General features: G+C 52.0%; 12 protein-coding genes and 1 other annotated feature. Of the genes, 4 read left to right on the top strand and 8 right to left on the bottom strand.

The genetic code is table 11. The features are described from left to right. Positions 1-32 precede the first annotated feature (32 nt). The 4 genes from AB6T85_RS13840 to pheL form a co-directional block, all read right to left on the bottom strand. Positions 33-737 (bottom strand): substrate-binding domain-containing protein, encoded by a 705-nt coding sequence (locus AB6T85_RS13840; RefSeq protein ID WP_367317871.1) that lies wholly within the window; start codon positions 735-737, stop codon positions 33-35. Beyond that, positions 737-1,783: an ABC transporter substrate-binding protein gene (locus tag AB6T85_RS13835; RefSeq protein ID WP_369895887.1), complete on the bottom strand. Its 1,047-nt coding sequence runs from the start codon at positions 1,781-1,783 to the stop codon at positions 737-739. The genes AB6T85_RS13840 and AB6T85_RS13835 overlap by 1 nt, the downstream gene beginning before the upstream one ends. A 120-nt stretch (positions 1,784-1,903) precedes the next feature. After that, on the bottom strand, positions 1,904-3,064 hold the full coding sequence (gene pheA / locus AB6T85_RS13830; RefSeq protein WP_301730151.1) for a bifunctional chorismate mutase/prephenate dehydratase: 1,161 nt from the start codon (positions 3,062-3,064) through the stop codon (positions 1,904-1,906). Positions 3,065-3,086: 22 nt separating this feature from the next. Further along, positions 3,087-3,211, bottom strand: a sequence feature (Phe leader region). After that, a complete protein-coding gene (gene pheL, locus AB6T85_RS13825) occupies positions 3,163-3,210 on the bottom strand; it encodes a pheA operon leader peptide PheL (RefSeq protein ID WP_199746341.1) in 48 nt (15 codons plus the stop codon). Its footprint overlaps the feature before it by 48 nt. Positions 3,212-3,787: 576 nt before the next feature. Here pheL and AB6T85_RS13820 point away from each other — a divergent pair. Next, complete coding sequence (locus tag AB6T85_RS13820) at positions 3,788-4,855, top strand: glycosyltransferase family 9 protein (protein ID WP_369895993.1); 1,068 nt, start codon at positions 3,788-3,790, stop codon at positions 4,853-4,855. A gap of 203 nt (positions 4,856-5,058) precedes the next feature. Here AB6T85_RS13820 and AB6T85_RS13815 read toward each other — a convergent pair whose 3' ends face one another. The 4 genes from AB6T85_RS13815 to bamD form a co-directional block, all read right to left on the bottom strand. Then, positions 5,059-5,490: a hypothetical protein gene (locus AB6T85_RS13815; RefSeq protein WP_301253459.1), complete on the bottom strand. Its 432-nt coding sequence runs from the start codon at positions 5,488-5,490 to the stop codon at positions 5,059-5,061. Further along, positions 5,487-6,191, bottom strand: coding sequence for a hypothetical protein (locus AB6T85_RS13810; RefSeq protein ID WP_253459018.1), 705 nt, complete (start codon positions 6,189-6,191; stop codon positions 5,487-5,489). The genes AB6T85_RS13815 and AB6T85_RS13810 overlap by 4 nt, the downstream gene beginning before the upstream one ends. Before the next feature lie 269 nt (positions 6,192-6,460). Continuing rightward, positions 6,461-6,799 (bottom strand): ribosome-associated translation inhibitor RaiA, encoded by a 339-nt coding sequence (gene raiA / locus AB6T85_RS13805; protein WP_253459021.1) that lies wholly within the window; start codon positions 6,797-6,799, stop codon positions 6,461-6,463. A 260-nt stretch (positions 6,800-7,059) separates the two neighbouring features. After that, on the bottom strand, positions 7,060-7,791 hold the full coding sequence (gene bamD / locus AB6T85_RS13800) for an outer membrane protein assembly factor BamD (RefSeq protein ID WP_125287479.1): 732 nt from the start codon (positions 7,789-7,791) through the stop codon (positions 7,060-7,062). Between the two features lie 130 nt (positions 7,792-7,921). On the opposite strand from bamD, the gene rluD reads away from it, so the two are divergent. From rluD to clpB, 3 genes are all read left to right on the top strand, one after another. Next, positions 7,922-8,899 carry a 23S rRNA pseudouridine(1911/1915/1917) synthase RluD gene (gene rluD / locus AB6T85_RS13795; RefSeq protein WP_253459024.1) on the top strand — a complete coding sequence of 326 codons (978 nt, stop codon included), beginning with the start codon at positions 7,922-7,924 and terminating at the stop codon, positions 8,897-8,899. Beyond that, positions 8,899-9,627, top strand: coding sequence for a purine nucleoside phosphorylase YfiH (yfiH, locus tag AB6T85_RS13790; protein ID WP_369895884.1), 729 nt, complete (start codon positions 8,899-8,901; stop codon positions 9,625-9,627). The genes rluD and yfiH overlap by 1 nt, the downstream gene beginning before the upstream one ends. 125 nt (positions 9,628-9,752) lie before the next feature. Next, entirely contained in the window at positions 9,753-12,326 is a 2,574-nt protein-coding gene (gene clpB / locus AB6T85_RS13785; RefSeq protein WP_369895883.1) for an ATP-dependent chaperone ClpB, read from the top strand. Positions 12,327-12,462 lie beyond the last annotated feature (136 nt).

The raw sequence follows: 12,462 nt of genomic DNA, 5'->3' as shown, positions 1-12,462 counted from the left end.
ATGCAGGCCCGATCGCGGCCTGTATTCTCGCCTCAGGCTCTCTTCTCCAGCGGAAGAAAGCCGTCTTTCGCTAAAATTCCCTGCGCCTCGGCGCTCAGTAAGAAATCTGCCAGCGGCTGTGCTTTTGCATGACACAGGGCAAAAGCATAGTCTGCGCGGATATGGAAAGGCGGCGGGATAGTAATAGTTTTAATCCCGGGCCGCGCGGCATAGCTCTGATAGCCGATAAAAATATCCGCCCGATCGCCGTTCAGCACCCAATTCGCTGCCGGTTCCCCAGCCGGAACAGCCGGGCTGAATGGGCCGCCAACCAGCTGTAGCGCCCGCTGTTTCAGCGCGGTTCCCACTCCCGCATAGCGACGTTCAATACGATCGAAAAGCTGCCAGGCGTAGTCGCCGGATGGATCGCTTAACGGCGTAGAGGTGGCGACGCGTAAGTGCGGATGGCTTAGCAGCTCCAGCCAGCTTTTGTTCGACGCGGCCAGGGCAGCAGGCACGCTCAGGCAGAGCTGATTGTGGACAAAGACGGCGCTGTCGAGTGCGATACCTGCCGCGATCAAAGATTGCGGATGCGTCAGATTGGCCGATAAAAAGAGATCGCAGCGCTTGCCCTGCTTAATTCGCTCGCACAGTAGCCCGGCCGGGCCAAACGCTACCCTGATTGGTTGACCATACGCTGAGGCCAGCGCCGGCCACACGGCGCGCAGGCTTCCGGCAGCCAGAACGGTAAGGCTCATCAGTTGCTACCCGTATAGTGGGTACGATAGAAGCGCTGATACCAGGTATCCGCTTTTTTCTGCATATCGACATCCTGGAATTTTTCCGGGTAAAGCTTTTTCGCCATCCATAATTCGCCCAGCGCCAGCGCTTCTGGCATCGGATAGCCCCAGGCCTTGGCATATTCAGGCATCAAATAAACGCGATGATGCTTAACGGCATCCACAGCCTGCCAGGCGGGCTGCTGGTTGATCTCGTCGATCACCTGCGGATAGCGATCCTGCACGAAGATCACCTGCGGATCCCAGGCGAGGATCTGCTCCATAGAAACCTGCTTATACCCTTTCACCGCTGCGGCGGCGACGTTCAGCGCACCGGCATGCGCCATCATCAGGCCGGTATATTTGCCGGAGCCGTAGGTCGTAAGGTCGGGATTAGCCATATAGACCCGAATGCGCTGCGAAGCAGGGATCGCCTGTAACCGGTTGCCCGTTTGCTGCCGCTGATTGAAAGTGGCTTTAATCAGCGTTTCGGCCTGCTGCTGGTGGTTTACCACCTCGCCGATCAGGCGAACGCCTTCTTTTAATCCTTCACTATAAGCCTGCTCTTCGTCAGCCAGATCGGGATTCAGACGGTTTTGCTGTTGATTATCGGCACGCAGCGAGATGGCGATAACGGCGATGCCGAGTTTCTGGATCTGGTCAATCATCTCCTGCGGCGCATAGTTAGTGACAAAAACCACCTGCGGATGTAGCGCAACCAGCTTTTCTACATCCACATGAGTTAAATCACCCAGCGTCGGCAGACGCGTCAGTTCCGGCGCCAGCCGCGAATAGCCGTCGCCGAGCTGCTGCTTCCAGTTGCCAAGGATGCCAACAAGGGTATTGGTGGCATCCAGCTGCACCAGGATATTGAGGGTTTGATGCTGCAAGACCACGACGCGATCGACGCGATCGGGAAGCGTGACCTGGCGGCCCAGCTGATCGGTAACCTGACGATCGGCAAAAGCGGAAAAGGCCAACAGGCCAAGCGAAAGCAACACTGCGGAGCGTAAAAAGTTGCGCATAAATTTCCCTGAGAAACGTTATATAGTCGATGATATAGCGTCAGGGCGGTGCAGGTAAATGATCCAGGCGAGGTATAGGCCAAAAGTTTCAGCCGCTTCTGAAAGCGGCTGAGGCGGTACTCAGGAAGGGTCGACCGGCAGCACGTTTTCGCTTGGGTAACAGCCCAGCACTTTCAGCGAACGCGTAATCGGTGCCAGTTCGCGTAACGCCTGCTGTACTTCTTCCGAGCGCAGGTTACCCTGAAAATCGATATAAAACATCTCTTCCCATGGATTGCCGTTAATCGGGCGTGATTCCAGTTTGCTCATCACCAGATTATGCTGACGCAGCACCAACAGTGCTTCTACCAATGCACCAGCCTGCTGTCCGGTCGCCATAATTAACGTGGTTTTGGCCGGAACCTGAAGCGTGACCTCAATGGGTTTGCGCGCGAGGATAACAAAGCGGGTGATATTCTGCTGCTGGTTAGCCAGATTGCGTTCAAGCACCTGCAGGTTATACAGCTCGCCGCCCGCCTGGCTGCCCAGCGCTGCGACCTTCGGTGAATTCAGCGCTGCAACCTGCTCCATCGCGGCCGCGGTGCTTTCAGTATATTCAATCTTCCAGTGCGGATAGCGATGGATAAACTCGCTGCACTGCTGGAAAGGCTGAGGATGGCTGTAAACGGTTTCTATCTGCTGCAAGTCCGTGCTGCCGGTAACCAGCACGCAGTGATCGATAGGGAGCGTCATCTCGCCAACCAGCGAAAGGCTGGTCTGCTGCAGCAAATCGTACACCTCATTGATCGAGCCGGAACTGGTGTTTTCGATCGGCAATACCGCGTAGTCGGCCTGGCCTGTTTCCACCTGATTAAAGATGTCGCGGAAGTTCAGACAGCCGCACTCGATAAACCTATCGAAGTGGCGAGCGGCATAGTTACGTGAGGCAAGATGCGAATAAGAGCCTTTTGGGCCAAGGAAGGCAATACGCGCCGACTGCGCATTAGTCTGATTCAGATGCTTTTGCAGCAACGCCTGCTGCGTCAGCACGGAATCTTCAATAACCAGCTGAAAAAGTCGGGTGATGTAGTGCGCATCCAGCTGATGAGCTTTACCCAGCGTGACCAGATGTTCCAGCAGATCGCGCTCGCGATCGATATCGCGTACGGGGCGGTGCGTGGCCATTTTCGCCTTCGCAACCTCAATCGCCAGCGCCCGACGGTTAGCCAGCAGGCTCAGCAGTTGTTCATCCAGCGCGCTGATTTTTTCGCGCAGGCCCAGCAGGGGATTTTCGGTGGTCATAGGCTACCTGTCAGATGTTCATAAAAAAAAAGCCTCCCGGTTGGGAGGCCTTGTTATTCGTCTTCGCATGCTTTCTTATACGACGAATTGCCTCCCGGTCAACGGAAGGTAAAAAAGAAGGCGAAGAAGAACGGCAGCTGTTTCATCAGAGTATCCACGATTGTCAGAAGGTTAAAGTAACCGCAGCGATTTAATGCTGTCAATAAAAAACGCGTTTCGGAGGGCGGAGCGGCAAAGTGTTATCAGGCGAAAGGGCTGGTAGTGCTGGCATAGGGCGAAAGAGCAAGGCTCTTCAGGGGGATTGCAGAGCGTTTCGCCAGGCGTGAGCTGTAGCCGGGCAGGGAGCAGGTTGGCTGTCCACCCAGCCCTTCTGCTGACGTTTGAGATAAGCACATGGCATTTTCTACTCTCTCAACCCGAAGCCTTACTGAATATAGTTAATATTTTGTAATGATACATTTTATATAAAATCTGAGTGGCATTTATAATAATCATTTATTGTGAAAATTCTCTGTTAATATAATGAATTCTGTTAATTGAATTTTTATATATTAACATTGAAGCTACGTTAATTGGATTATTATCCTGTTTTTATGGTAAAGAGTATCTGATATTATGTCCTCGCTTTCTTATGGTATTTGCTATGAAGGGATGCAAGGATTAACATGTTATTTTCATGGAAGAAGTGCCTACAGTAAGGACATGTCTATGGACAAGGCTGATATAAAGCGGATCCTGGTTATTCGCATCGATTTTTTAGGGGATATGGTTTGTACTACACCTTTTTTGCGGGCGTTAAAGCAAAGGTGGCCGCAGGCGGAAATACATGTTCTTGCCAGTAAATATAACTCAACCGTTCTGGATAATAACCCTGCCGTAGCCAGGGTGCACCATTATGTCTATTCTAAAAACTATGAAAAAAATGTGCGGCCGGGATTTTTAAATTACCTTAAGGATAGAGTTAAGTTAATTTTCTCGCTTCGGAAAATAAAGTTTGATTTACTTATCATCCCCAGCGGAGGGATGAACAAAAATGCAATAAACTTTGCCCGACAGCTAAACGTTGCGGACTGCCGCTGGCACAACGCTGATACGGAGTTTGACGATCGTATACCTGCGCATATGCTGGCCCGACCTTTAATTCATGAAGCACTTGCCGGTTTCTGTCTTATGCCGGAACTCAACACGCCGGATATTAACCAGATGAATCCCCAAATTTTCCCCTGCCAGGCTCGGGTTTTATACTGGCAGCAAAAGCTGGGAGAAAAAAACAGAGCCAGAGTGGGTTTATTCATTTCGAACAATAGCGCGGAACGTCGATGGCCAGAGCAAAAATGGCAGGCATTAACCGATGCGCTTAGCGGAAAATGTGAGTTTATTATTTTTCATTCACCTCAGGATAAATGTATTTCCAAATGGCGGAGAGATGAAAAAGCGCGCTGGGTCTCTACGCAAACCGTCGCCGATTTGATCGCGGCCATGACGCAGCTGGATATTGTTGTTTCTGCGGACAGCGCACCCGTACATTTTGCATCGGCATTGCAGATCCCTCTGGTGGCCTTGTTTGAGGATCGTCCTGAAAAATACAGACGCTGGCATCCGCTTGGGGTCAGGAATATCGTGCTGCATGAAGGCGGAAACGTCAGCAATATAGCCAGTAAGTCTGTTTCTGCTGCCGTCACCCAATTGCTAAGCGAAGTTAACAGGCCTGGTTATGAGAAAGAAAAATCGGAAAACAAGAAGGCAGGGCTGGTGGCAAAACAGTCAGCTGAAAAGGACCTGGTGCTATGAGAAAATTTATCGCCTTAAAATATTGCCAGGAGTGTGGGCTCAGGCGGCGTTTTTTTGCACGGCTGTTGGCCAATGACGATGCGCTGTGTGATGACTGCTACTACAAGTTTATTATAACGGTGCGGGAAAGGCATGAGTGACCAGCACCAGGGAAAAGAGAAAACCAGTCTGCGAGCTGGCTTTTCTCTGGATACTTACACTTACTATTCTTTGTTAGGCCTGCGGTAGATCTCAACTCCAGCTTCATTAAATTCCACCAGTTTATATAACGATACGACATCGTTGTTCCGTGGAGAACGCCAGCATTCAGCTTGAACCTGGCATTCTTTTTGCGGTATATATCCTTCAGAAATAAGGTATTTACGGATCCTACTTGTCTCGGTTGTACCGTTAAAATGTATGCCAAATACAAAAGCCTGGGGCCCACTGATATTTGTATAGTGAAATTCATAATCTTTAGAAATTCTTGGCATTTTCTTCAATAATTCAGGTGTGTAATACTTATATTCGCGTTTATCCTGCTCGGTATAATGCGCACTACTGGCAAATTCCATTCTCAGAACTGGCCAGATAAAAACGAACGCTATTCCGCAGAGTAGTAGCACAACAGCAAGTACCGCTATAAATTTCTTCACAATCCCATCCTGCCATTCTCTGCTCCCAGAACAACAAATGTTTTATCATTACGGGAACGGATCACATTTCCTGATGAGAAGTTGCTATATGGGGTAACGTTTTGCATAAACTTTGGCAGTACTCCCATGCGCGGCCTTGCATGAGGGAATTTTTCCGGGTCGGGGAACAGCAGAGGCTGGAACGTATCGTTTTTCCAGTTGCCGATTTTACCATAATAATCCCAGCGCTTAAGAGCTTCTGCTTTACTGACCGGCCGTAATATGGGGAAGATGTTTTGATCGGATACGACGCGGTAAAATCCCAGCAGATCGGACACCAGATCTTCACCGCTAAATCCGCTATCAGTGACCAGGTTATTAGGGAATGAACTCTGAAATATTTCGAACTGTCTCGCTATAGCCATCATCATCGCCAGCGCGATACTTTTTTGTTCAGAGTAAGGGCGACCATGTCTTAAGCGCCACGTCATTACTTTTCCTGATCGAGCCAGTCCATATGAAGACGTCATACCCTGAGAGTAAGTCACATCATAAAATTCTTTTCCGGAAGCTTCCCCCTGTCGTATTTTCCTTAGCAATTCAATTATATCTGTACCCTGAGCATGTCCAAGATCTACCCAGCCCAGCACTTCCGTATAAACCAGGCCTCTATTGAAAACGGCAGCTTTTTTGCCATCAATTATTTCTGACCTTTGACTCATCCTGAATCTCCTTTCCTTATGATAAATACGATCGGCTACATGGCCAATTTATCATAAAACCCATACTGAAACGGAAGGATTTGGTATCCATCCCGGCTGTATAAAAATTAATATTATTCCACCCGGAGACCTGTGTAGATCAAAAAAAGCCCCGTCAAAAGGGGCTGGTTTGGTCGATGTGGTCGATATGTGGACATCTATTAAAATAAATCCTTTTATTTCATTTTATTAGAACAATAAAAAACGCGCCCGCAGGCGCGTTATTAACTTTAATCCAGTTCCTGATCGATAACGCTTATATCTTTAACGCTGGCCTGGGCGCGCTTCGCTTCGCCCTTGTGCTGAACCTTGTTCAGCTGACGCTCCAGCTTATTGATCAGTTCGTTGATGGCCGCATACATATCATCATGTTTGGCGCTGGCAATCAGCGGGCCGTTCGGCGTGTTGATAGTGGCATCGGCAACGTATTCTTTCGGCTCTTTGGAAAGCACGATATGCGGATTAATCAGATGGGTTTGCCATTTTTCCAGTTTGGCGAGACGCTCTTCGACATGTTGGCGGATAGCCGGGGTGATGTCCATTTGCTTGCTGGTAATGTTCAGAACCATAGTGCTTACCTCTAATCATTTCCGTCGAATGTAGAGTAAGCATATCCTGGAAAAGGGCGTAATGCGTGATTTGCATCACTTTATTTTGTCACTTTTTGTCAAAAGTGAAGATTTTGTGAGGCAGGCTGGTAATCGTAGCGAAGGCGCTTGTAGGGAGGTTTTTTCACAGGCATGATAGGTAAGTTAACTTACCGGTGGAACAGCGTAATATGCCAGACGCCGGTGAAAAAAAGGGCAGCGCGAACGCTGCCCTTTTTATGTTAAGCCTGATTGGCCGCGATAAGTTTCGCTACTTTGTCCGCTTCTGCGGTCAGCTGCATCTTACGATAAGCATTTTCCATCAGCGGCAGCGCCTGGCGCGTCGCCTGCGTATCCGGATAATCTTTCATCATTTGCTCAACGCGATTAACAACAGCGACATAAGCTTCACGCTTGGTGTAGAATTGCGCCACGGAAAGCTCATACTTCGCCAGACGATCTTTCAGATAGATAAGGCGCTTTCTTGCGTCCGTCGCGTACTGACTGTTCGGGTAACCGCGCAGCAGCTGAGAGAAGTCGTGGAAGGCATCACGCGCGTGAGAAGGATCGCGATCGGAACGATCGATACCGAAAAAGCCCTGCAGCGCGCTGTCATCAAGCGCCATATCCGTCAGACCACGCATATAAATCACGTAATCGATATTCGGGTGGGTTGGATTCAGACGCATAAAGCGGTCGATCGCGGCCTGCGCCAGCGGTAAATCGGCATTTTTATAGTAAGCGTAGATCAGGTCCAGCTGAACTTGCTGGGAGTAAGGCCCGAACGGATAGCGGTTATCAAGCGCTTCCAGTTGCGTTATTGCTCCTTTAAAGTTACCGTCCTGCAGTTTTTGCTGGGCTGTGGCATAGATCTCGGAAGGCGGGCTATCGGGCACCGTATCCTTCGAGCCGGAACAACCCGCTAATGCCAGGCTCAACGTGGCTGCAGCCACCAGATATTTCATACGCGTCATGACGATTTGATTATCCTCAGAGTGTTATTCAGGAAGCTGTCCATGTAGCTCCCGATAGTGACCAGGTACAATAGCACATTATATTAAACGGCATCGCCGTGAAAACCCAACGTTAACGAAGAAGCTGTTTATGGCACAACAAGTAAAACTCAACGCAACGGTCTCCGAATCGCAACTCGGACAACGCTTAGATCAGGCTTTGGCCGAATTGTTCCCTGATTATTCAAGATCTCGTATAAAAGAGTGGATTCTCGACCGACGCATCAGCGTCAACGGCGTAATCATCGACAAACCGAGAGAAAAACTGCTCGGTGGCGAACAAATCGCTATCGAAGCGGAGATAGAAGAAGAAGCGCGCTGGGAAGCGCAAAACATCCCGCTGAACATCGTTTATGAAGATGACGATATTCTGGTTATCAACAAACCACGCGATCTGGTGGTGCATCCGGGCGCCGGTAATCCCGACGGTACGGTGCTGAACGCGCTGCTTTATCATTATCCGGCTATTGCAGATGTGCCGCGTGCGGGCATTGTGCACCGTCTGGACAAAGATACCACTGGCCTGATGGTGGTGGCTAAAACGGTACCTGCGCAGACGCACCTGGTAGAATCTTTACAGCTGCGTGAATTCACCCGTGAGTATGAAGCGGTGGCAATTGGCAGGATGACGGCGGGCGGCACGGTTAATGAGCCGATTAGCCGTCACTCGACCAAGCGGACGCATATGGCGGTTCATCCAATGGGCAAACCGGCTACCACGCACTATCGCATTATGGAGCATTTCCGTGCCCATACGCGCCTGCGTCTGCGTCTCGAAACGGGCCGTACTCACCAGATCCGCGTGCATATGTCTCATATCAGCCATCCGCTGGTGGGCGATCCGCTGTATGGCGGTCGTCCGCGTCCGCCAAAAGGTGCCTCGGAGAATTTTATCGGTACGCTGCGTAAATTCGATCGTCAGGCGCTGCACGCCACCATGCTACGTCTTTATCATCCCGTCACCGGTATTGAGATGGAATGGCATGCGCCGCTGCCGCAGGACATGGTCGAATTGATTGAGGCGTTAAAAGCGGATACCGAAGAATTTAAAGATCAGCTGGACTGGTAATGAGCCTGCTTACGCCTGAATGGAATGCGCCCGCCAACGTGCGGGCCTGTAGCACCACGCGCCGTGATGGCGTCAGCCATGCTCCCTGGGATTCGCTGAACCTCGGGACGCATGTCGGCGATCGGGCCGCAGCGGTGCAGCACAATCGCGAGCGTCTGGTTACGCTGGCGTCAATGCCCGCTATGCCAGTCTGGCTGGAGCAGGTTCACGGCGTCAATGTCCTTGCGCTTACCGGTGAAGCACCCGCTTCCCTACAGGCTGATGCCGTTTATACCCGTCAGCCCGGCGTGGTTTGCGCGGTAATGACGGCGGATTGCCTGCCGGTTTTGTTCTGCTCGCAGGATGGGAAAGAGGTTGCTGCGGCTCATGCCGGCTGGCGGGGATTGCGCGCAGGCGTGCTGGAGGCGACGCTGGCGGCCTTTACGGCCCCGTCGGAAGAGATCATGGTCTGGTTCGGGCCGGCAATTGGCCCGCAGGCTTTTGAGGTCGGCGCGGAAGTGCGGCAGGCATTTATAGCGCAGGATGCGGAAGATGCCGCTGCTTTTACGCCCTCGGGCGATAAATATTACGCCGATATCTGGCAGCTTGCGCGTCTGCGGCTACAGCGCAAAGGCGTGCGCCACTTCACTGGTGGCGGGCTGTGCACTTTCTCGCAGCCTGACCAATTTTTTTCCTACAGACGCGATGGCGTAACAGGTCGAATGGCAAGTTTGGTCTGGCTGAGTTAACCTGTCCGCATAAGACGGTCCGGGTTGTGCTTTTTTTCACCAAAATATTCCGGTCATTTAACTTGAAAATTTGAGGGAAGACCTCATTTAATCTCCAGTAGCAATTTGACCTGAATGGGGGAATTATGCGTCTGGATCGTCTTACTAATAAATTCCAGCTTGCTCTCGCCGATGCCCAGTCTTTAGCGCTTGGGCGCGACAACCAATTTATTGAACCGCTGCATCTGATGAGCGCTCTGCTCAAACAGGAAGGCGGCTCTGTCTCTCCTTTACTGACTTCAGCCGGCGTGGATGTTGCCGCACTGCGCAACGGCGTTGAGCAGGCTATCAGCCGCTTGCCTCAGGTTGAAGGCGCGGATGGCGACGTACAGCCTTCCGCCGACCTGGTGCGCGTGCTGAATCTGTGCGACAAACTGGCGCAAAAGCGCGCCGACAACTTTATCTCATCGGAACTTTTTGTTCTGGCCGCGCTCGACTCGCGAGGCTCGCTGGCTGATTTGTTGAAATCTGCCGGGGCGACCAGCGAAAAACTCCAGCGCGCCATTGACCAGCTGCGTGGAGGCGAAACCGTGAACGATCAGGGAGCTGAAGATCAGCGCCAGGCCCTTAATAAATACACTATCGACCTGACCGAGCGAGCGGAGAAAGGAAAACTGGATCCGGTTATCGGCCGTGATGAGGAAATCCGTCGCACCATCCAGGTTCTGCAACGCCGTACCAAAAACAACCCGGTGCTGATTGGCGAGCCTGGCGTCGGTAAAACCGCAATTGTGGAAGGGCTGGCGCAGCGCATTATCAATGGCGAAGTGCCGGAAGGGCTGAAAGGTCGCCGGGTGCTGGCGCTGGATATGGGCGCGCTGGTGGCGGGCGCTAAGTATCGCGGCGAATTTGAAGAGCGCCTGAAAGGCGTGCTCAATGACCTGTCCAAACAGGAAGGCAACGTCATCCTGTTTATTGACGAGCTGCACACCATGGTTGGCGCGGGAAAAGCGGACGGCGCGATGGATGCCGGCAACATGCTGAAACCGGCGCTGGCTCGCGGTGAGCTGCACTGCGTCGGCGCCACCACGCTGGATGAGTATCGCCAGTATATAGAGAAGGATGCGGCGCTGGAGCGTCGTTTCCAGAAAGTCTTCGTGGCGGAGCCAAGCGTGGAAGACACCATCGCTATTCTGCGCGGGCTGAAAGAGCGCTACGAGCTGCATCACCATGTGCAGATTACCGACCCGGCTATCGTGGCTGCGGCTACGCTGTCGCACCGTTATATCGCCGACAGGCAGCTGCCGGATAAGGCTATCGACCTGATTGACGAGGCGGCTTCCAGCATTCGTATGCAGATTGACTCCAAGCCGGAAGCGCTGGATCGTCTGGAGCGTCGTATCATTCAGCTGAAGCTGGAACAGCAGGCGCTGAAAAAAGAGTCTGACGATGCCAGTATCAAACGGCTGGAGATGCTTGAAGAAGAGCTGAGTCAGAAAGAGCGCGACTATTCAGAGCTGGAAGAGGAATGGAAAGCAGAGAAGGCCTCGCTGTCCGGCACGCAAACTATTAAAGCGGATCTGGAACAGGCGAAGCTGTCGCTGGAGCAGGCGCGTCGCACTGGTGACCTGGCACAGATGTCGGAATTGCAATACGGCAAAATCCCGGAGCTGGAAAAACAGCTGGCTGCCGCCACGCAGGCGGAAGGGAAAACGATGCGGCTGCTGCGTAACCGCGTGACGGACGTCGAGATTGCGGACGTGCTGGCTCGCTGGACCGGTATCCCTGTGGATCGCATGATGGAAGGCGAGCGCGACAAGCTGCTGCGTATGGAACAGGAGCTGCATCAGCGCGTCATCGGACAGGATGAAGCTGTCGAAGCGGTTTCTAATGCAATCCGCCGCAGTCGTGCAGGTCTGGCCGATCCGAATCGCCCGATTGGCTCATTCCTGTTCCTTGGCCCGACGGGCGTGGGTAAAACCGAGCTGTGTAAAGCGCTGGCTAACTTTATGTTCGACAGCGATGACGCAATGGTGCGGCTGGATATGTCGGAGTTTATGGAAAAACATTCGGTATCGCGTCTGGTGGGCGCACCTCCTGGCTATGTTGGCTACGAAGAGGGCGGCTATCTGACCGAGGCCGTGCGCCGTCGCCCTTACTCCGTCATTTTGCTGGACGAGATAGAGAAAGCGCATCCGGACGTATTCAATATTCTGCTGCAGGTGCTGGATGACGGCCGCCTGACGGATGGACAGGGCAGAACGGTTGATTTCCGCAATACCGTGGTCATTATGACCTCGAACCTGGGTTCCGATCTGATTCAGGAACGTTTTGGCGCGTTAAGCTATGCGGAAATGAAAGATGTCGTTATGAATGTGGTAGGGCAGCATTTCCGTCCGGAATTTATCAACCGTATTGATGAGCTGGTGGTCTTCCATCCGCTGGGCGAAAAACACATTGCCTCTATTGCTAAAATTCAGCTGCAGCGTCTGTACGATCGTTTGACCGATCGCGGCTATGAGCTACATATTTCCGATGCCGCTCTGCAGCTGCTGGGCGAAAACGGTTATGACCCGGTATATGGGGCAAGGCCGTTAAAACGCGCAATTCAGCAGCAGATCGAGAACCCGCTGGCACAACAGATACTTTCTGGCCAGCTGGTTCCGGGGAAAACGATAGAAATGAACGTGCAGGATGGCGCTATAGTGGCTACGCAGTAACAGCCATAGCAAATAAAAATGGGCCTTCGGGCCCATTTTTGCTTATTAAGCCACCAATAACAGTGCTTTTTAGCCGTCAGAGCGCGTTTTTTAGTCGATCGAATGTTTTTTTGTAATTAGGGGTTGTCAGCCGTCG

The organism is Erwinia aeris (genome assembly GCF_041224955.1).
Classification (GTDB): domain Bacteria; phylum Pseudomonadota; class Gammaproteobacteria; order Enterobacterales; family Enterobacteriaceae; genus Erwinia; species Erwinia aeris.
Note: the sequence above shows the minus strand (reverse complement) of the source record. Positions and strands in the feature narration are given on the sequence as shown.

What these genes read in the sequence shown, in the direction of transcription:
- AB6T85_RS13840 (WP_367317871.1), bottom strand. Translation starts at nt 737, where the DNA reads ATGAGCCTTACCGTTCTGGCTGCCGGAAGCCTGCGCGCCGTGTGGCCG.
- pheA (WP_301730151.1), bottom strand. Translation starts at nt 3,064, where the DNA reads ATGACCACCGAAAATCCCCTGCTGGGCCTGCGCGAAAAAATCAGCGCG.
- clpB (WP_369895883.1), top strand. Translation starts at nt 9,753, where the DNA reads ATGCGTCTGGATCGTCTTACTAATAAATTCCAGCTTGCTCTCGCCGAT.
- raiA (WP_253459021.1), bottom strand. Translation starts at nt 6,799, where the DNA reads ATGGTTCTGAACATTACCAGCAAGCAAATGGACATCACCCCGGCTATC.
- yfiH (WP_369895884.1), top strand. Translation starts at nt 8,899, where the DNA reads ATGAGCCTGCTTACGCCTGAATGGAATGCGCCCGCCAACGTGCGGGCC.
- AB6T85_RS13835 (WP_369895887.1), bottom strand. Translation starts at nt 1,783, where the DNA reads ATGCGCAACTTTTTACGCTCCGCAGTGTTGCTTTCGCTTGGCCTGTTG.
- bamD (WP_125287479.1), bottom strand. Translation starts at nt 7,791, where the DNA reads ATGACGCGTATGAAATATCTGGTGGCTGCAGCCACGTTGAGCCTGGCA.
- rluD (WP_253459024.1), top strand. Translation starts at nt 7,922, where the DNA reads ATGGCACAACAAGTAAAACTCAACGCAACGGTCTCCGAATCGCAACTC.
- AB6T85_RS13810 (WP_253459018.1), bottom strand. Translation starts at nt 6,191, where the DNA reads ATGAGTCAAAGGTCAGAAATAATTGATGGCAAAAAAGCTGCCGTTTTC.